We start from the raw sequence: 19,112 nt of genomic DNA on the forward strand, positions 1-19,112 counted from the left end.
CTTATGGAAGTCAATCAATATTTAGAGATGTTTATTGAAGAAAGTAAAGAGCATTTACAAGCGTGTAGTGAACATTTATTAGAATTAGAAAAAAATCCAGACGATTTGGCAATTGTTGGGGAAATATTCCGCTCTGCACACACATTAAAAGGTATGTCTGCCACAATGGGCTTCGAAGATTTAGCAGATTTAACCCATAAAATGGAGAATGTTTTAGATGCCATCCGTAACGAGAAGATTCATGTTACACCTGAAATTTTAGATGTCGTATTTGAATCTGTTGATCATTTAGAAGAAATGGTAATGGATATTGCTAACGGTGGAGATGGTAAGCGTGATGTTTCCTCAACTGTCGCACAACTAAAGCGTATAGAACTAGGTGAGGAAGTAATACCAGAGGTGGTAGCAACGGTTGCTGCACCGGTTGTTGAAAGTGTATTAGAATATGATTCGTTTGAACAAACAGTCATTACACAATCGGCTGAACAAGGCTTTAATGCTTTTGAAATTTCAGTAACATTACGTGAGGATTGCCTTCTTAAGGCAGCACGTGTATTTATGGTGTTTGAGATTTTAGAAAAAGATGGGGATGTCATTAAATCAAGTCCATCTGTTGAAAAGCTAGAAGATGAGCAGTTTGATCAACAATTTTATGTAGCTTTTGTCACAAAAACAACAGCTGAGGATATGCAGAAAAAGCTAATGAAAGTTTCTGAAGTTGATGAGGTTATTGTGACTACAATTGACCAAAGGAAATTTAGTGAAAAAGTATTTGAAGCGCACCAAGAAGTAGCAGCGACTGCAACAGCAGTGGCTGAGGTAGCCGCAATACCAACAAATACGCCTGCTGCTAAAGCCGAGCCTGTTGCAAAACCTGCTAAAGAAGCTACACCTTCCAAGGCTGACAAAAATCATGCACCTGTAGGTAATAAAACAATTCGTGTAAATATTGAACGTCTAGATATTTTAATGAACTTGTTTGAAGAGCTTGTCATTGATCGTGGTCGATTGCAATCTATCTCTACTGAAGTAAATCATGGCGAACTAAATGAAACAGTAGAGCGTATGAGTCGTGTGATGGGTGATTTGCAAACTATTATTTTAACAATGCGAATGGTACCTGTAGAAACAGTTTTCAATCGTTTCCCGAAAATGATTCGTCAGCTATCACGTGATTTAAATAAGAAAATCAACCTTGAAATTATTGGTGCTGAAACCGAACTAGATCGTACAGTAATTGATGAAATTGGAGATCCGCTTGTTCACTTGATTCGTAATTCTGTGGATCATGGCATTGAGAATCCAACTGCTCGTCGTGCAAAAGGCAAGCCTGAAGAAGGAACGGTCGTATTGCGTGCCTATCATAGCGGAAATTACGTCTTTATTGAAATTGAAGACGATGGCGCGGGTATAAATCGAGAAAAAGTATTAGCGAAAGCTATTTCAAAAGGTATTGTTACACAAGAACAATCCTATTCAATGTCTGATAAACAAATTAATGAGCTTATTCTAGCTTCAGGCTTCTCCACTGCAGATGTTATTTCAGATGTATCTGGTCGTGGAGTAGGTTTAGATGTTGTAAAAACAACGATTGAATCACTAGGTGGCAATATTTCAATTGAATCAACACAGGATGTTGGATCCATCTTCTCGATTCAATTACCACTGACATTATCAATTATTTCAGTTATGCTTGTGGAGATTGAAAAGGAAATTTATGCAATTCCACTATCTTCTATTATTGAAACATCTATTATCCGTTCATCAGAGATTATGAATGCGCATAATCAAAAAGTAATCGACTTCCGTGGCAAAGTTGTGCCGTTGGTATTCTTAGAGGAAATCTTTGAGGTACCTCGTCAAGAGCATCAAGATGAAGAATTCCACTCAGTAGTGATCGTCCGTAAAGGTGAAAAACTTGCTGGTTTAGTGGTGGATTCATTCATTGGCCAACAAGAAATTGTCTTGAAGTCTTTAGGAAATTACTTAACAAATATCTTTGCCATTTCAGGAGCAACAATCTTAGGCAATGGTAAAGTAGCCTTAATTGTAGATTGCAACGCATTAATTAAATAAGGTGAATGAATAAGAGAGGTGTAAAGTATGACAAATGCAGTGGAGCAAGAAAGTATTAAAGTAATAGTTTTTCAGTTAGCAGATAAAGAATATGCAATTCCAGTGTCCCATGTTCAAGGAATTGAGAAATTAATGCATATTACTCGTGTACCGAAAACAGCGAAATACGTAAAAGGTGTAATCAATCTACGAGGTGTTGTCACACCAATTGTGGATTTACGTGAACGTTTTGAATTACCTATTTCTGAACATGAAGAAACAACACGCATTATTATTATTTCATTAGAAGATATGGAAGTAGGCTTTGTAGTGGATTCCGCTAACGACGTTATCGATATTCCTGCAAGTGCTATTGAACCGCAACCAGAAGTCGTTGGCTCACTTGAAGAAGAATTTATTTCAGGCGTTGCTAAAGTAGAGAAGCGATTATTAATCTTATTACATTTAGAAAAAGTATTAAATCCACTAAAGTAGGGATCGATAATGACATTTAATCAAAAAATTACATCACTACATTTAGATGTATTAAAGGAGATTGGAAACATCGGTGCTGCGCATGCCGCGACAGCACTTTCCAATTTACTTGGGAAAAAAATTGATATGCGTGTTCCAAAGGTAGAGATGGTGTCCTTTAACGATATGATGGAGTTGGCTGGCGGATCAGAAAACGTAGTTGTTGGCATTTACCTTCGTATTGAAGGTGATGCAGAGGGAAGTATGTTCTTTATTTTACCTATCGAACAAGCAAACCGCTTTATACGTCGGCTTATTTTCGATGAATCTTTTGACTTTAAAAAACGACCTGTTTCAGAGTTAGGTTTATCAGCTATGCAAGAAATGGGTAATATTTTATCGGGCTCCTATTTATCTGCCTTATCGGATTTTACTAATTTAAAAATTTATCCAACTGTGCCAGGTCTAAGTGTTGATATGTTTGGAGCTATAATAAGCATTGGTTTAATAGAATTATCTCATGTCAGTGATAATGTTATTGTGATAAATACATCCATTTTTGAAGAAGGTGTGGAAGACCATGAAACGGTGAGGGGCCATTTCTTCCTACTACCAGATCCTGACTCGTTTGATGCCATTTTTAAAGCATTAGGGGTTTCGTGATATGTTAACCAATAGTAGTGGACAAGTGATTAAAGTGGGAATTGCACAAATGGATGTAGTAAAGCTACCTAACACGATTCGAACTTCTGGTCTTGGTTCATGTGTTGGTGTTATTTTGTATGATGAGTCAAAAAAAATTGCTGGTTTAATCCATGTGATGTTACCAGATTCAAGTTTAGGAAGAGCTGAGTCAATCAATGTCGCGAAATTTGCAGATTCAGGGATTGCTGCAATGATTGATTTACTAAAGTTAGAAGGCGTTCAAAAATTTAAACTCAAGGCAAAAATTGCAGGGGGTGCGCAGATGTTCCAATTTACTTCCGACAAAGATACAATGCGTATTGGTCCCCGCAATGTAGAAGCTGTCAAAAATGAATTAAAGAGGCAGGGCATCCCTTTAGTGGCCGAGGATACTGGTGGAAATAGTGGTAGAACGATTGAATTTAATCCTGCAACGTCGATATTACATATCCGAACAGTTAACCAGGGAGTGAGTGAAATCTAATGTTTGGTTCTATATTTTACAATCTATGGGGAGCATTAATTGCCTTTTCTATTTATTTTTTTAGTACATTTCAAAAACCATTTACGCCTCTGCGAATCCTGATTGGCTCTTTTATTGTAGCAATCATCGCATTTTTTGTAATGTTTATTGTACGTTTTTTAATTGCTTACATCTTGTTTACACCAGAGGAAGATGAGGAAGCAGTTGAAGTCGATAGAGAAGAAAAGGAACTTGAATCAATAGAAGGCGTAAAACAAGAAGTGCCAATAGCTAATTCCACGGTTGAATTTCAAGATGAAAATTCCGAGGAAATTGCACAAGTAGTAAGAACGATGATGAATCGAGAAGAAGATCAACAAGTAAATGCGTAAAAGTAAGAGTCGTGACTAACGACTCTTTTTTATTTTGGCTTTGGAGTTTGTAGTATACGAAAAACTTAAGTGAAATTAATTATTTTTATATTATTCATATATATAGTCCTCATGTTAGCATATTTATACAAAGGAAATAGCTTTAAATCTAAAAACTCCAAAATATAAAAATGTAGCTTGTCCGGGGAATTTATCAACTGAAAAGATATTGATTATGGCACCATTTACTGGTCTTGTAAGAGAAACACCTCAGGCGGCAGTGCTTAGTTTTTCACAGGAGGATGTATTGGCAGTAGCATATTTCCAATAAATGGTCCATTTCAATATATAAAAAGAAAAGAGAATTTCGCTTTTTCTAGGAGGGGAACGACATGAAATCTCATGACTTTATGAAACAAGCACTTGAGTTAGCTAAAGAAAATGAAAGAACAAAACATGGTGCTCCTTTTGGTGCAATTGTAGTTAAAAATGGACAGATTATTGGCTCTGGTGTAAATGAGGTTGCAATCACCAATGATTTGACGAATCATGCAGAGATTCAAGCAATCCGTCAAGCTTGTCACGCACTGAAAACGACCAATTTAGAAGGTTGTGAAATGTATGCAAGTACAGAACCTTGTCCTATGTGTTTGAGTGCCATTTACTATTCTAAAATTTCTACAGTTTATTATTTTAATGCTAATAATCCTAGTCAAGATTATATCTATCATGAACTTTCTTTACCCCATCAGGAGAGGGCCATTCAAATGGTTCATCTAGCTATCAATCTTTAATAAATTTCGGGAGGTTCAATCAATGATACCAACAGCGTATTGGCTAACAAATGTACGATTAGAAACAGGATATCATTACGATAATGGGGTCGTTATAGGAACAAAAACTGCTCTTTTTAATGTACAAGTAGAAAGTGGTGAAATAAACCAAATTCTTAGCGTAGATCAGCCTTTAAAAACTGATTTGCCTAAGCGAGATGCACATGGTTACTTAATGCTCCCTTCTTTTAGAGATATGCATATTCATATAGATAAAACCTATTTTGGTGGACCATGGAAGGCTCCTTCGATTCCCACAGAAGGTCTTATTACAAGATTAAAAGAAGAAGAGATTCTACTGCCAGGATTATTGCCTGTTGCAGAGGAACGAGCAAAAAAATTACTAGATTTGCTTATACATGCAGGATCAACACATATTCGTACGCATTGTAATATTGATCCATTTATTGGGTTGAAAAATTTAGAAGCAGTCTTAAGAGCTAAAGAGGCTTACAAAGATAAAGTTGATTTAGAGGTTGTCGCTTTCCCACAACATGGCCTCTTACGTAGTAAATCCATTTCTTTAGTAAGGGAAGCTTTGCGAAGTGGAGCGTCTCTAGTAGGCGGTGTAGACCCTGCATCGATTGATGAAAATATAGAAAAATCCTTACAAACGGTGATGGAATTAGCGGTAGAAGCTGATGCAAATGTTGATTTGCATATCCATGATCCTGGTCATCTTGGTATTTTTACCTTTAAACGATTAGCTGCATTAACGGAGGAAGCGGGTTGGCATGGCCGAGTGACAATTAGTCATGCCATGGCCTTAGCCGATGTTTCAACTAATGAAGCAAGTGAAGTGGCAGCGTTACTAGCTCATCACGGTATTGACATTACTTCGTCTGTTCCATTGGATCATACCATTCCTATTCCGTTATTAGATCAAAAAGGTGTTCAAATCTCTTTGGGTGAAGATAGTATTACAGATCACTGGTCCCCGTTTGGTATAGGTGACAGCCTAGAAAAACTAGGCACGCTAGCTGAACGCTTTGGCTTAAGTGATGAACGTTCACTTAGTCAAAGTCTAAAGTATATTGCTGGAGGCATAACACCTTTAAACAAGGATGGACAGCCCCAATGGCCGAAAATTGGAGATATGGCGAATGTCGTGTTTGTAGATGCAACTTGCTCCGCAGAAGCAGTTGCAAGAAGAGCAAGAAGAGTGGCGGTGCTCTTTACAGGGAAAATAGTTGCGGGTGAGCTTTAATTTTTGAAGAAGAAAGGATAAATCTGAAATGAATTCTACTTTTTGGTTAACAAATGTACGTCTTGAAACAGATTATCACTTTGAAAACGACACGATTACTAAAACGAACTCGGCTTGTTCTCATCTATTCATTAAAGATGGGAAAATTGCAGAAATAGTTTCTGCTGATAGCCTATTATTAGATGATGATTATCCAAAAAAAGATATGAAACAGCTATTAGCACTACCTTCATTTATAGAAAAACATTGTCATTTGGATAAAACTCTGTTGAGCGACAAATGGCGGGCAGTCACACCAGTGAATAATATTTTTGAACGTTGTGAAATTGAAAAAGAGGTACTTCCAACCTTACATACAACTACGCAACAACGCGCTGAGAAACTACTTAGTCGTTATGTCCAGTTTGGAGTTACACATGTACGTACGCATGTGGATTTATATCCTGAGGTAGGGTTGAAAAATTTAGAAGAGGTTCAAAAAGCTTTACAAAATTTTGAAGGAAAGTTGTCTTATGAAATCGTTGCCTTTCCTCAACATGGTCTATTACGAACAAAGGCAACCAATTTAATAAGGGAGGCTCTACGTTTTGGGGCAGGATTTGTAGGAGGTGTCGATCCAGCTACTGTGGATGGAGATATTGAGGCTTCCTTACAACAAATGGTGGAACTCGCTGTTGAAGGAAACGCAGGGATTGACTTGCATCTGCATGACCCAGATCAATTGGGTACTTTTACAATGAAGAGATTAGCCAAATTAACAAAGGAAGCTGGTTTACAAGGCAAAGTAGCCATTAGCCATGCCTTTGGGCTAGGAGATGTTTCACACTCTGAGGCAGAAGAAATGGCGGACATCTTACGTGATGCAGGTATTACGATTGTGACGAGTGTCCCCCTGCGTAGAAAGTTTCCACCTGTTGGTTTATTACACAGTAAAGGAGTACCCGTTGCAATTGGGTGCGACAATATCTTTGATGTTTGGTCCCCATTTGGTAACGGAGATTTATTAGAACGAGCTGGTCGTTTGGCAAAACGCTCAGGTTGGGGAGATGAACGCTCATTAGCCCAAACCCTTCAATTTATTACAGGGGGAAAAACCCCACTCAATCAATCAGGTGAGCAAACATGGCCAAAAGTGGGAGATAGTGCAAATATGGTGTTTGTGGAGGCTTCTTGCTCTGCTGAAGCAATTGCTCGAAGATCTCTACGTAAGGCAACTATATTCAATGGAAACTTTGTCTCTAGTTCGATTTAAAGCATAATTTATTATAAAGAGTGTTTTTTTTTATTGGGTATTATTGCTCTTTTGTTTAATTTGTTCTTTGCTCTACAGTAGTGCTAAAACTAAATCAAAAGAATTCAGTAGCTTCTTAGTAAAAGCTTAATCATATCCAACTGTATCCAAGTGTCATTACACAATTAGGATACAGTTTTTCTATGTCTTTCAAAAACAAAGGAATATATTAGAGACTAAGAGAAACAAATGAAATTATAGTCGATTCTTGTTATAATATAGGAAAGATGGCAACTGCTTATCGGGCTTTAACGATTCAGGCTCACGTCTAGATTAGCTTAAATGTGGATTTTTATAAAAAACAACTAAGAAATCCTGTTGAATGATAAATTTTAAGAGCGCAAGTAGTCGTTAGTAAACAGGCGTGAAAAAGCGTTTTTTAGAGAGGTGGATTTCATGACACAACCAATTCTGAACGATGAGCAAAAACTGTGGAATCGCTGGATACATGAGCGTGATCCCGATGCTGGTGATTTACTTATAAAAAAATACATTTCTTTAGTATCTTATCATGTCCAACGTATTGGTGCAGGTCTGCCCAAAAGCGTATCACGAGACGATTTAACGAGCTTAGGGATGGTAGGACTTTTTGATGCATTAAATAAATTTGACATTAACAGAGATTTAAAATTTGATACATATGCTTCGTTTAGAGTAAGAGGAGCCATCATCGATGGTTTACGAAAAGAAGACTGGTTACCACGGTCAGCGCGTGAAAAAGCCAAAAAATTAGATGCACAAATTGAACAACTAGAACAAAAATATATGCGTCATGTAACACCTGAGGAACTTGCGGAGCATATGGAAGTATCTGTTGAAGATGTTTATCAAACTGTGCAAGAGCATTTTTTTTCAAATGTTCTTTCTATTAATGAACAACAGGACCAAGAAGAAACAGATGGCAAGTCATTTGTCATACGAGACGATACAACAAAAACACCTGAGCAAGCTATCATTAAATCAGAATTGTTAGATGATCTTGCGGAAAATATTCAGAAACTCAATGAAAAAGAACAGCTTGTCCTTAGTTTATTTTACACGGAGGAGTTAACCTTGACAGAAATTGGTGAAATGCTTGAACTATCAACCTCTCGTATTTCACAAATTCATTCAAAAGCGCTATTAAAGCTACGAAAGCTATTATCTAGTGAAATGATTAATGCGTAAATATCCTTGAGGGAGAGATTCCAATGAGTTTAAAAGGTGTCGAGTTACAGATTGCTATTCCAAAAACATTTGAAGCAGGAAAAATGGTTGATCAGGCACAGCAGCAAGTATTGGCTCAACAAGCACATGCAAATGAAGCATTAAAAAAAGAAGTAGAGCGCAAACAAAAAATTGTCAACACATCAGAAGGTATGGATGAAATTAGTGAGGATGAAGATGCAGGTGGTGAGTATTTAACAGGGATTCATAAAAAGAAAAAAAAGGATCAACAAGAAAAACAGGCACAACATCCGTTTAAAGGGAATTTCGTGGATTTTAGTGGATAGGAGTTTACAATGACAACCATTCTAATAGCGGTGCTATTCTTTTTACAGCTAATTTCATTTTACTTTCTTATCATTTTAAATACAAAGTTAGCAAAGTTTAAAGATTTGGAAAAGAAGCAAGAACGTTTGATGAGAGAAATGGACGACACCATTAGTGTGTATTTAGCTGAAATGAAAGATGAAAATGACCGTCTTATTAAAGAGCTACAAAGTGTCTCACAGTCGGAAATAGCTGCTAGTAGCTTGCAGCAAACGGAACAATATATGACACCTCAGGAGCAGCCAACTTTGCCTGTAGTACACGAGGTGAAAAGTGATAGTTCTCTATCTTTAGAGAAAGATGCACGTATCTATGTACCTAAAAATATTGTCGCAAATGCTTATTCACGTCAGCAACATACAAGCTCGAAAATGGTGAAAACAGCTTCACCTCTAAAAGTGGAGGAGCAAAAAGAAGCTGAAAAATTGCTGACAGTGGAACAACAGGCTCTAGAATTAGCAAAACAGGGAAAATCACCAGAGGAAATAGCTAAACAACTGCAAAAGGGTAAAACAGAAATCGAGCTTTTACTGAAATTCCATCACTAAATTGTTGCGAATCGTTCAAAGCTATGATATAGTTGCAAATGGTGTTATTACTACACACGCATTTTGATGCAGTAAGTGGTGCTCTAAGATTAGGGTAGCTTGTTGTAGATGATAAATGCGGAGGATAAAAACCAAACATATTAGGAGGAAATTCACATGTCAGTAATTTCTATGAAACAATTACTTGAAGCTGGTGTACATTTCGGTCACCAAACTCGTCGTTGGAACCCAAAAATGAAGAAATATATCTTCGTTGAACGTAACGGGATCTACATCATCGACTTACAAAAAACTGTAAAAAAATTAGAGGAAGCTTATGACTTCATGCGTCAAGTTGGTCAAGACGGTGGTAAAGTTCTTTTCGTTGGTACGAAAAAACAAGCACAAGAAGCGATCAAAGATGAAGCTGAACGTTCAGGCAACTACTACATCAACCAACGTTGGTTAGGTGGTACTCTTACAAACTTCGGTACAATTCAAAAACGTGTTGCACGTATGAAACAAATCGAAAAAATGGAAGAAGAAGGAACTTTCGAAGTTCTTCCTAAAAAAGAAGTAATCCAACTTAAAAAAGAACACGAACGTCTAATCAAATTCTTAGGCGGTATCCGTGATATGCACGATCTTCCAGACGTAATGTTCGTGGTTGACCCACGTAAAGAACGTATTGCGGTTGCAGAAGCTCGTAAATTAAACATCCCTCTAGTAGGTATTGTTGATACTAACTGTGATCCAGATGAAATCGACTACGTAATCCCTGCTAATGATGATGCTATTCGCGCTGTTAAACTTTTAACTGCTAAAATGGCTGACGCTTTAATCGAGTCAAAACAAGGTGAAGAAGAAGCTCCAGCTGTAGAAGCTGCTGCTGAGTAATTCACGTTTACAAAAAGGTGATAAGTGGCTCAAAACCCTTATCACCTTTTTTAGAACCTATCATTAAATTATGTTCAACCAATTTGAGGAGGAAACACTAAATGGCAAACATTACTGCACAATTAGTAAAAGAATTACGTGAAAAAACTGGCGCTGGTATGATGGATTGTAAAAAAGCGTTAGTACAAACTGATGGCGACTTAGAAGCAGCTATCGACTTCCTACGTGAAAAAGGTCTTTCTTCAGCTGCTAAAAAAGCTGACCGCATCGCTGCAGAAGGTACAACTTATATTTTAGAACAAGGTAACGAAGCAATCATCCTTGAAGTAAATGCTGAAACTGACTTTGTTGCGAAAAACGACAAATTCCAAGTATTAGTTGCATCTTTAGCTGAGCAATTACTTGCTGCTAAACCTGCATCAGTTGAAGCTGCTTTAGAGCTTGCAAATACTGAAGGCGTAAAAATTGTAGATCAAATCTCAACTGCTATTGCAACAATTGGAGAAAAAATTACACTTCGTCGTTTCGAAATTAAAACAAAATCTGATGCAGATGCATTCGGTTCATACTTACACATGGGTGGCCGTATCGGTGTATTAGTAACTTTAGAAGGCTCTACTGATGCAGCAGCTGCTAAAGATGTTGCTATGCACATTGCAGCAATCAACCCAACTTATGTTTCTCGTGATGAAGTTTCTGCTGAAGAAGTTGAACGTGAGCGTAAAGTATTAACTGAACAAGCTCTTAACGAAGGTAAACCAGAAAACATCGTTGCAAAAATGGTTGAAGGCCGTCTTGGTAAATACTTCGAAGATGTTTGCTTACTTGACCAAACTTTCGTTAAAAACTCAGATCAAAAAGTACGTGATTTTGTAGCTTCAACTGGTGGTTCTGTAAACGGCTTTGTACGTTACGCTGTTGGTGAAGGTATCGAAAAACGTGAAGATAACTTTGCAGAAGAAGTAATGAGCCAAGTTAAAGGTAACTAATTTAGCTTGCATTTGATTCTAATCAAATAATATCTAGATTATCTAGACAAAAAAATGGGGAACACAACATAGCGTGTTCCCTATTTTTCCGAAGTGAATGAAAAAATGAAGATAATTTTCTATTCTGCCTTATTCACAACTAGCAATTATTGTTAGATATACTATAATGGAAAAGGGAATAGGGATGTTTTAAATAAAGTCTTACGGAGGTTTACAATGAGTGTACCGCAATATAAACGAGTAGTTATTAAACTAAGTGGTGAAGCGTTAGCTGGAGAAGCGGGCTTCGGTTTATCACCAAAAATAATCAAGTCTGTTGCAGAAGAAGTAAAAGAAGTAGTAGATCTTGATGTAGAAGTTGCTGTTGTTGTAGGTGGCGGTAATATATGGCGTGGGAAAATAGGTAGTGAAATGGGAATGGATCGTGCTGCTGCGGACTACATGGGCATGCTGGCAACCGTAATGAACTCCCTAGCTTTACAAGATGCACTTGAAAAATTAGGCATTGAAACACGTGTTCAATCTTCTATTGTGATGACTCAAGTAGCGGAGCCATACATTCGTCGTAAAGCAGTTAGACATCTTGAAAAAAAGCGTGTCGTTATCTTTGCAGCAGGGACAGGTAATCCGTTCTTCTCTACTGATACGACTGCCGCATTACGAGCAGCAGAAATTGATGCTGATGCAATTTTAATGGCTAAAAACAATGTCGATGGCGTTTATTCAGCGGATCCGAAAGTGGATGAGACAGCCATTAAATATGATACACTCACATACTTAGACGTTATCCAACAAGGCTTACAAGTAATGGATTCAACGGCTTCAACTTTATGTATGGATAACGATATCCCGCTAATTGTTTTCTCAATTACGGAGCCGGGTAACATTAAACGTGCTGTACAAGGCGAAAAAATCGGAACAGTTGTTAGGAGGAATGTATAATGGCTAAACAAGTTTTAGAACAAGCTAAAGAAAAAATGAACAAAACAATCGCAGCTTTCTCACGCGAACTAGCATCTATTCGTGCAGGTCGTGCGAACGCATCTCTATTAGATCGTATTTCGGTTGATTACTATGGAGCAGCAACACCAATTAACCAACTTGCGGGTGTTTCTATACCTGAAGCTCGTTTATTAGTAATTACACCTTACGATAAATCAATTTTAGGTGATATTGAAAAAGCAATTATGAAATCAGATATTGGTATCACACCAACAAATGATGGTTCTGTCATTCGTCTTATGATTCCTGCTTTAACAGAAGAGCGTCGTAAGGATCTAGTAAAACAAGTGAAAAAAGAAGCGGAAGATGCAAAAATTGCTGTACGTAATGTTCGTCGTGATGCAAATGATGATTTGAAAAAACTTGAAAAAGCTGGCGAAATCACAGAAGACGATCTACGTGGCTATGGAGAAGATATTCAAAAGTTAACAGATGAATTCATTGTGAAAGTAGATCAAGTAGCGAAAGATAAAGAAAAAGAAATTTTAGAGGTGTAAATAAACCTTTTACACGTCTATGATGGAACTTTTTGATGAGATGAAGGCGTCCTATACTTAACAGGACGTCTTTTCTCTTTATTATTCATAGCCAAATTGCTTACTCAAATAGAGAGCATGTATAAATGTGAAAAGGTCATTAATGATACAATCATCATTATTTAACAAACTCATTCTTTAATATGTGTATAGTTCTAAAATAAGCTAGTACATACATAGTCAATTTAGAGGGAAAAAAAAGACAAAAGGCGCTTTTGTTTGTTATGATAGGTTAGTATACGTCCGATTAGTTGTAGTGGGGGAGTTAGCATGTTTAAAAAGCTATTAGGTAAACAAATAAATATGGATACACTATCATTGGAGGAGCGTGTGGCCCTAGCTAAAAGCGAGCCGATTCCTGCCCATGTAGCGATTATTATGGACGGAAATGGACGTTGGGCGAAGAAAAGAGCTATGCCACGTGTGGCTGGTCATCATGAAGGAATGAAGACGGTGCGTAAGGTGACGAGATTTGCATCAGACTTAGGTATTAAAGTCTTAACTGTCTATGCATTTTCCACTGAAAATTGGAAGAGACCAAAACCTGAGGTAGATTTTCTTATGCGGCTACCTGTTGAGTTTTTAGGTTCCTTTTTACCAGAAATGATGGAGCGTAATGTACGTGTCGAAATGATTGGAGACCCATCTTTATTACCTGCCCATACACAAAAAGCGTTGTATGAGGCAATGGAAGAAACGAAGCATAATACAGGGCTTATTTTAAATTTTGCGCTGAATTATGGTAGTCGTTCTGAAATGGTCAATGCCATGAAAATGATGCTTCAAAAAGTGCAGGACGGTCAATTAACGATGCAAGACATAACAGAAGATTGCTTAACATCTCATTTAATGACGGCCCATTTACCTGAACCAGATCTTTTAATTCGTACAAGTGGTGAAGTGCGATTAAGTAACTTTATGCTATGGCAGCTCGCCTATACAGAATTTTGGTTTACAGATACATTGTGGCCAGATTTTAGTGAGGAAAACTTACTCGAAGCGGTGGAAAACTATCAGAAACGTAATCGCCGTTACGGTGGGTTGAAGGGAGAAGAAACAACTTGAAACAAAGAATTATTACCGCAATAATTGCAGCAGCACTTTTTATCCCATTCGTTATTTATGGAAAAGTACCATTTGCCTTACTTGTGCTAGCAATGGCTATTGTCGGTTTTTATGAAATACTTAAGATGAAAGGGATTTCCATCTTTTCTGTGCCTGGCTTCTTAGGACTGATCACTTTAATTTTACTGGTTATCCCGAAGGACTGGAGTGAAAGGGTTGTAGAATTAATAGGCTATTCGTCTAATCTAATGGTAGTCTATGGTCTAATGATGCTACTTCTTATTTACGTGGTTTTAGTAAAAAATAAAATTACTTTTGACGAAGTTGGCTTTATTTTATTAGGCGCATTTTATGTGGGATTAGGATTCCATTATCTAATTGAAACTAGAAATGTTGGATTAGAGTATGTTGTCTATTGCTTATTAGTTGTTTGGACAACGGATTCAGGTGCATATTTTGTAGGTAGAAAATTAGGGAAAAATAAGTTATGGCCAGAAATTTCACCTAAGAAAACGATCGAAGGCTTTATAGGTGGAATAGTCATTGCTGTTATTTTTGCAGTAGGTATGCAACTCATTTACCCATTCGCAAATGGTTATATATCACTTGTTTTTGTAACGATTTTTGCCTCAATTATTGGTCAAATGGGCGATTTGGTAGAATCTGCTATTAAACGTCACTTTGATGTAAAAGATTCAGGCAATATTCTACCAGGGCATGGAGGAATTTTAGATCGCTTTGATAGTCTATTATTTGTCGTGCCTCTACTTCATTTTTTACATTTATTTGGTAATTAATTGTATAGGAAAAGACATTTTGCTAAATCATTTGCTTAGATAGAAAAAGGGGACAATTTGTTGTGAAAAAAATTAGTTTATTAGGTGCAACTGGTTCAATTGGTTGGCAAACCTACGATATCTTAAAAGAACAACGTGATGCTTTTCAATTAGTAGCTTTTTCATCAGGAAAGAACCTAGAGAAAACGCGAGAAATGATTGAAACATTAAAGCCCGAATTAGTTTCTGTGCAATTAGAAGAAGACGCACTAACACTAGCTAAAGAGTTTCCAAATATCCAATTTACGTTTGGAGCAAAAGGACTTGTAGAGGTCGCAACACATCCTGATTCGACTGTACTTGTCAATGCTGTGCTTGGAAGTGTAGGCCTTGAATCAACATTAGCAGCCATTCGTATGGGCAAAACGATTGCTATTGCTAATAAAGAAACGCTTGTAACTGCTGGTCATTTAGTGTTGGCAGAGGCCAAAAAATACAAAGTAGCCATCTTGCCTGTAGATAGTGAGCACTCTGCCATCTTCCAATCGATGAATGGTGAGAATCCGAAAAATATCGAACGTTTGATTATTACCGCATCTGGTGGTAGCTTCCGTGATAAAACACGAGAACAATTAAAACACGTGACGGTCGCAGATGCACTGAATCATCCAAACTGGTCTATGGGTGCAAAGATTACGATAGATTCCGCTACAATGATGAATAAGGGATTAGAGGTCATTGAAGCACATGTTTTATTTGATATGCCTTATGATAAAATAGATGTACTTTTGCATAGAGAAAGTATTATTCACTCTCTAGTTGAGTATCATGATACTAGTGTTATTGCTCAGCTAGGTACACCCGATATGCGTGTGCCAATCCAATATGCTTTAAGCTACCCAGACCGTATACCATTACAAAATGGTCAGCAACTAAATTTAGCGCAAATTGGTCAACTACATTTTCAAGAGATGGACTTTGAGCGATACCCTGCTTTGCGTTTAGCGTATGAGGCTGGTCGTATGGGTGGTACGATTCTGACAGCAATGAATGCAGCAAACGAAGCGGCAGTTGCAGCCTTTTTACAAGGGAAAATCACATTCCTTGAAATTGATGAGACGATTGAACGTGTGATGCAGGCACACCAAAACATTGCAGTACCAGATTTACAAACCATATTACATGTGGATAGTGAGACAAGAAAAATAGTGTTAGACATGGTAAAATAACGAAAGCACTGTATCGTTAACTAATCGCTATTAAAGGTGGGGTATTATGCAAACAGCCATTGCATTTATATTAATATTTGGTATGCTCGTCTTCTTCCATGAACTTGGACATTTCTTATTTGCCAAACGTGCAGGTATCTTAGTACGTGAATTTGCGATCGGAATGGGTCCCAAAATTTATGGAAAAACGCATGGTGAAACAATGTATACTATTCGATTATTACCAATCGGGGGATACGTACGTATGGCCGGCGAGGATATGGATGGCACGGAATTACAGCCAGGCTACCGAATAGGGCTTATTGTGAATGAGGATAATGTTGTTAAAAAAATTATTTTCAATCAAAATAATAAGCAGTTACCAGATTTATTATTTTTAGAAGTTGAACGCGCCGATTTAGAGAAGGAGTTATTTGTAGAGGGTTATGATGAAGAAGAACGTCTAGTTCGTTATCAAGTAGCTAGAGACTGTGTGCTTGTGGAAAATGGTCGTGAACTTGTCATTGCGCCACACGATCGTCAATTTAATGCAAAGACAGTTGGTCAACGAGCAATGACTATCTTTGCAGGCCCTTTGTTTAACTTTATTCTCGCGTTTGTGATTTATTTAGTGATTGGATTGATCCATGGTGTACCAACATACGAGCCAATTATCACAGAAGTAGTAGAGAATGATCCAGCTGCACAGGCAGGGATGCTGGCAGGAGATAGAGTAACAGCTATTAACGGACAAGCAGTTGAAAAATGGCAAGATTTAGCTGCAATCGTTCAAGATCATCCAAACGAAGATATTGCTGTGACAGTTGAACGAAATGGACAATCAGTGAACTTAAATATGACTGTTAAGGAAATCCAGCAGGATGGCGAGAAATATGGTCAAATAGGTGTACGCTATGAAAGTCCAAGAGAATTTAACCCATTAAAGGCAGTTGTTTATGGAGCTCAAGAAACCTATAATATGACAGTGAAAATATTTGAACTATTAGGTATGCTAATTACCGGTAAGTTCACAATAGACGCACTTTCAGGTCCTGTAGGTATTTATAAAGCAACAGAGCAAGTTGCCCAGTATGGTATTATGAACTTAATGAATTGGGCAGCAATGCTAAGTATTAACTTAGGAATTATGAACCTACTTCCATTACCAGCACTTGACGGAGGCCGTTTATTATTCTTTGGCTTTGAAGCTTTACGTGGTAAACCAATTGACCGTCAAAAAGAAGGTATTGTACATTTTGTAGGAATCGTCCTACTCATGATTCTAATGGTGGTTGTTACATGGAACGATATACAAAGATTTTTCTTTTAATTCATTTACAGTTAAATGAAATTTGATTTCCTAGCTTTGAGCGCAATTTCGATGAAACATTGCGCTCAAAGCTAAATTTGTTTATGCTATTGAGAGTATAAACTTATCTATTGAAAAAGGTGGAACACTGAATGAAGCAAAGTAAAACATTTATCCCAACGTTACGTGAAGTACCTGCTGATGCTGAGGTAAAGTCACATAAGCAATTACTACGTGCAGGGTTTATTCGTCAAAATACAAGTGGGGTATACTCGTATTTACCGCTTGCAAAACGTGTGCTAACAAAAATTGAAACAATTATCCGAGAAGAAATGGAAGCTATCAACTCCATTGAGCTACTAATGCCATCTCTACAATCTGCTGAGCTATGGCAGGAATCAGGTCGCTGGGAAAAATACGGACCTGAATTAATGCGCTTAAAAGACCGACATGACCGTGATTTTGCATTAGGGCCAACACATGAAGAAGTCATTACAACTTTAGTCCGTGATGAAATTAAATCATATAAAAAATTACCGCTAACATTGTATCAAATTCAAACCAAATTCCGTGATGAAAAACGTCCTCGCTTTGGCTTACTACGAGGAAGAGAATTTATCATGAAAGATGCTTATTCTTTCCATGCGTCACGTGAAAGTTTAGATGAAACATATGAAGATATGTATCGTGCTTATTCTAATATTTTCTCCCGTCTCGGCTTAAACTACCGTGCTGTTATTGCAGATGCAGGTTCGATTGGCGGTAAAGGAACACATGAATTTATGGTCCTTTCTGAAATTGGGGAAGATACAATTGCGTACTCAGATACTTCTGATTATGCAGCAAATATCGAAATGGCTGAAGTAATTGTTGACTATCAACCATCTGATGAAGCTTTAAAAGATGTAGAAAAAGTAGCAACTCCAGAGCAAAAAACAATTGAAGATGTTTCAGCATTCTTAAAAGTAGAACCTGCTAATGTCATCAAATCTCTAGTTTTTGATGTAGATGGAGAGCTTGTAGTAGTGCTTTCACGTGGGGATCATGAAATTAATGATATCAAATTGAAAAATGCACTTGATGCAGGATCTGTGGAACTTGCAAGTGAAGCAGCGATTCAAGAATTATTAGGTTGTGGCGTTGGCTCAATTGGTCCAGTGAAATTACCGGTAGACGTAAAAGTAGTAGCAGACCATGCTATTAAATCTATCCGTAATGGTATTGCAGGTGCCAACGAAGATGGATTCCATTTAGTCAATGTTAACCCTGAGCGTGATTTTGCAGTTAACGACTATTTAGATATTCGTTTTATTCAAGAGGGAGATCCTTCTCCTGATGGACAAGGTAACATTAAGTTTGCAGAAGGTATCGAGGTTGGTCATATTTTCAAATTAGGTACTACATACTCTGCTAAAATGAATGGTACTTTCTTAGATGAGCAAGGTAAGGCTCAACCATTTATTATGGGGTGCTATGGTATTGGTGTTTCTCGTATTCTAGCTGCTGTAGCGGAGCACTTCCAAGATGACAATGGCTTTACATGGCCAACACAATTAGCGCCATATGATATTCATGTTGTGCCAGTAAACACAAAAGATGAGGCACAAGTGACATTAGCGGAGGAGCTTTATGGCTTATTAAAATCATACCGTTATGATGTGTTACTAGATGATCGTCCTGAACGAGCGGGTGTAAAATTCGCTGATGCTGATTTAATTGGCTTACCTGTTCGAGTAACTGTTGGTAAAAAAGCAACAGAAGGTATTGTAGAAGTGAAATTCCGTCAAACGGGTGAAACATTTGAATGGAAAAAGGAAGAAGTAATTGATCGTCTGAATGAATTTTTCCGTAAAAATTAATGACGAGCTAAAAATTGGTGATAATTAGAATTT

The 19,112-nt window shown here is 37.4% G+C and carries 20 protein-coding genes; all 20 read left to right on the forward strand.

Annotated elements, in window-relative coordinates; all coding sequences use genetic code 11:
* Positions 1-3 precede the first annotated feature (3 nt).
* The 20 genes from MKY76_RS05445 (at position 4) to MKY76_RS05540 (ending at position 19,079) form a co-directional block, all read left to right on the forward strand.
* Complete coding sequence (locus MKY76_RS05445) at positions 4-2,076, forward strand: chemotaxis protein CheA (protein ID WP_048391586.1); 2,073 nt, start codon at positions 4-6, stop codon at positions 2,074-2,076.
* 27 nt (positions 2,077-2,103) lie between these two features.
* On the forward strand, positions 2,104-2,550 hold the full coding sequence (locus tag MKY76_RS05450) for a chemotaxis protein CheW (RefSeq protein ID WP_004269272.1): 447 nt from the start codon (positions 2,104-2,106) through the stop codon (positions 2,548-2,550).
* Between the two features lie 9 nt (positions 2,551-2,559).
* Complete coding sequence (locus tag MKY76_RS05455; RefSeq protein ID WP_342557492.1) at positions 2,560-3,192, forward strand: chemotaxis protein CheC; 633 nt, start codon at positions 2,560-2,562, stop codon at positions 3,190-3,192.
* A gap of 1 nt (position 3,193) precedes the next feature.
* On the forward strand, positions 3,194-3,697 hold the full coding sequence (locus MKY76_RS05460; RefSeq protein ID WP_004269269.1) for a chemotaxis protein CheD: 504 nt from the start codon (positions 3,194-3,196) through the stop codon (positions 3,695-3,697).
* On the forward strand, positions 3,697-4,068 hold the full coding sequence (locus tag MKY76_RS05465; RefSeq protein WP_048391584.1) for a hypothetical protein: 372 nt from the start codon (positions 3,697-3,699) through the stop codon (positions 4,066-4,068). Before MKY76_RS05460 ends, MKY76_RS05465 begins: the two co-directional genes overlap by 1 nt.
* A gap of 371 nt (positions 4,069-4,439) precedes the next feature.
* Complete coding sequence (locus MKY76_RS05470) at positions 4,440-4,841, forward strand: nucleoside deaminase (protein WP_257961809.1); 402 nt, start codon at positions 4,440-4,442, stop codon at positions 4,839-4,841.
* A 22-nt stretch (positions 4,842-4,863) separates the two neighbouring features.
* Positions 4,864-6,087, forward strand: coding sequence for an amidohydrolase (locus tag MKY76_RS05475; RefSeq protein ID WP_328016473.1), 1,224 nt, complete (start codon positions 4,864-4,866; stop codon positions 6,085-6,087).
* A gap of 28 nt (positions 6,088-6,115) precedes the next feature.
* Positions 6,116-7,339, forward strand: coding sequence for an amidohydrolase (locus tag MKY76_RS05480; protein ID WP_328012281.1), 1,224 nt, complete (start codon positions 6,116-6,118; stop codon positions 7,337-7,339).
* A 435-nt stretch (positions 7,340-7,774) separates the two neighbouring features.
* Positions 7,775-8,545, forward strand: coding sequence for a FliA/WhiG family RNA polymerase sigma factor (locus MKY76_RS05485; RefSeq protein ID WP_036080567.1), 771 nt, complete (start codon positions 7,775-7,777; stop codon positions 8,543-8,545).
* A 23-nt stretch (positions 8,546-8,568) separates the two neighbouring features.
* The gene (locus MKY76_RS05490) at positions 8,569-8,871 is read left to right on the forward strand and encodes a hypothetical protein (protein WP_048391575.1); all 303 of its coding nucleotides are present in this window, start codon (positions 8,569-8,571) and stop codon (positions 8,869-8,871) included.
* Between the two features lie 9 nt (positions 8,872-8,880).
* The gene (locus MKY76_RS05495; protein WP_269898923.1) at positions 8,881-9,459 is read left to right on the forward strand and encodes a hypothetical protein; all 579 of its coding nucleotides are present in this window, start codon (positions 8,881-8,883) and stop codon (positions 9,457-9,459) included.
* A 156-nt stretch (positions 9,460-9,615) separates the two neighbouring features.
* Positions 9,616-10,335 (forward strand): 30S ribosomal protein S2, encoded by a 720-nt coding sequence (rpsB, locus tag MKY76_RS05500; RefSeq protein WP_004269262.1) that lies wholly within the window; start codon positions 9,616-9,618, stop codon positions 10,333-10,335.
* Positions 10,336-10,436: 101 nt separating this feature from the next.
* Positions 10,437-11,324, forward strand: a complete 888-nt coding sequence (gene tsf, locus MKY76_RS05505; RefSeq protein ID WP_257961805.1) for a translation elongation factor Ts — start codon at positions 10,437-10,439, stop codon at positions 11,322-11,324.
* Between the two features lie 216 nt (positions 11,325-11,540).
* Positions 11,541-12,266: a UMP kinase gene (gene pyrH, locus MKY76_RS05510; RefSeq protein ID WP_004269260.1), complete on the forward strand. Its 726-nt coding sequence runs from the start codon at positions 11,541-11,543 to the stop codon at positions 12,264-12,266.
* Positions 12,266-12,823, forward strand: a complete 558-nt coding sequence (gene frr, locus MKY76_RS05515; RefSeq protein WP_004269259.1) for a ribosome recycling factor — start codon at positions 12,266-12,268, stop codon at positions 12,821-12,823. Before pyrH ends, frr begins: the two co-directional genes overlap by 1 nt.
* Before the next feature lie 309 nt (positions 12,824-13,132).
* A complete protein-coding gene (locus MKY76_RS05520; RefSeq protein WP_004269258.1) occupies positions 13,133-13,927 on the forward strand; it encodes an isoprenyl transferase in 795 nt (264 codons plus the stop codon).
* On the forward strand, positions 13,924-14,724 hold the full coding sequence (locus MKY76_RS05525) for a phosphatidate cytidylyltransferase (RefSeq protein WP_112117499.1): 801 nt from the start codon (positions 13,924-13,926) through the stop codon (positions 14,722-14,724). Before MKY76_RS05520 ends, MKY76_RS05525 begins: the two co-directional genes overlap by 4 nt.
* A 62-nt stretch (positions 14,725-14,786) precedes the next feature.
* A complete protein-coding gene (dxr, locus tag MKY76_RS05530) occupies positions 14,787-15,932 on the forward strand; it encodes a 1-deoxy-D-xylulose-5-phosphate reductoisomerase (protein WP_342557493.1) in 1,146 nt (381 codons plus the stop codon).
* 46 nt (positions 15,933-15,978) lie between these two features.
* Positions 15,979-17,241, forward strand: coding sequence for an RIP metalloprotease RseP (rseP, locus tag MKY76_RS05535; protein ID WP_054550529.1), 1,263 nt, complete (start codon positions 15,979-15,981; stop codon positions 17,239-17,241).
* Positions 17,242-17,372: 131 nt separating this feature from the next.
* On the forward strand, positions 17,373-19,079 hold the full coding sequence (locus tag MKY76_RS05540; protein ID WP_048391566.1) for a proline--tRNA ligase: 1,707 nt from the start codon (positions 17,373-17,375) through the stop codon (positions 19,077-19,079).
* The last annotated feature ends 33 nt before the right edge of the window (positions 19,080-19,112 follow it).

Source organism: Lysinibacillus sp. FSL P4-0201 (assembly GCF_038593425.1).
GTDB classification, from domain to species: domain Bacteria; phylum Bacillota; class Bacilli; order Bacillales_A; family Planococcaceae; genus Lysinibacillus; species Lysinibacillus capsici.

Coding starts and splice junctions, on each gene's coding strand:
- MKY76_RS05460 (WP_004269269.1), top strand. CDS start 3,194: ATGTTAACCAATAGTAGTGGACAAGTGATTAAAGTGGGAATTGCACAA.
- frr (WP_004269259.1), top strand. CDS start 12,266: ATGGCTAAACAAGTTTTAGAACAAGCTAAAGAAAAAATGAACAAAACA.
- MKY76_RS05470 (WP_257961809.1), top strand. CDS start 4,440: ATGAAATCTCATGACTTTATGAAACAAGCACTTGAGTTAGCTAAAGAA.
- MKY76_RS05490 (WP_048391575.1), top strand. CDS start 8,569: ATGAGTTTAAAAGGTGTCGAGTTACAGATTGCTATTCCAAAAACATTT.
- MKY76_RS05450 (WP_004269272.1), top strand. CDS start 2,104: ATGACAAATGCAGTGGAGCAAGAAAGTATTAAAGTAATAGTTTTTCAG.
- MKY76_RS05485 (WP_036080567.1), top strand. CDS start 7,775: ATGACACAACCAATTCTGAACGATGAGCAAAAACTGTGGAATCGCTGG.
- rpsB (WP_004269262.1), top strand. CDS start 9,616: ATGTCAGTAATTTCTATGAAACAATTACTTGAAGCTGGTGTACATTTC.
- rseP (WP_054550529.1), top strand. CDS start 15,979: ATGCAAACAGCCATTGCATTTATATTAATATTTGGTATGCTCGTCTTC.
- MKY76_RS05465 (WP_048391584.1), top strand. CDS start 3,697: ATGTTTGGTTCTATATTTTACAATCTATGGGGAGCATTAATTGCCTTT.
- MKY76_RS05475 (WP_328016473.1), top strand. CDS start 4,864: ATGATACCAACAGCGTATTGGCTAACAAATGTACGATTAGAAACAGGA.
- MKY76_RS05480 (WP_328012281.1), top strand. CDS start 6,116: ATGAATTCTACTTTTTGGTTAACAAATGTACGTCTTGAAACAGATTAT.
- tsf (WP_257961805.1), top strand. CDS start 10,437: ATGGCAAACATTACTGCACAATTAGTAAAAGAATTACGTGAAAAAACT.
- MKY76_RS05495 (WP_269898923.1), top strand. CDS start 8,881: ATGACAACCATTCTAATAGCGGTGCTATTCTTTTTACAGCTAATTTCA.
- pyrH (WP_004269260.1), top strand. CDS start 11,541: ATGAGTGTACCGCAATATAAACGAGTAGTTATTAAACTAAGTGGTGAA.
- MKY76_RS05455 (WP_342557492.1), top strand. CDS start 2,560: ATGACATTTAATCAAAAAATTACATCACTACATTTAGATGTATTAAAG.
- MKY76_RS05540 (WP_048391566.1), top strand. CDS start 17,373: ATGAAGCAAAGTAAAACATTTATCCCAACGTTACGTGAAGTACCTGCT.
- MKY76_RS05520 (WP_004269258.1), top strand. CDS start 13,133: ATGTTTAAAAAGCTATTAGGTAAACAAATAAATATGGATACACTATCA.
- MKY76_RS05445 (WP_048391586.1), top strand. CDS start 4: ATGGAAGTCAATCAATATTTAGAGATGTTTATTGAAGAAAGTAAAGAG.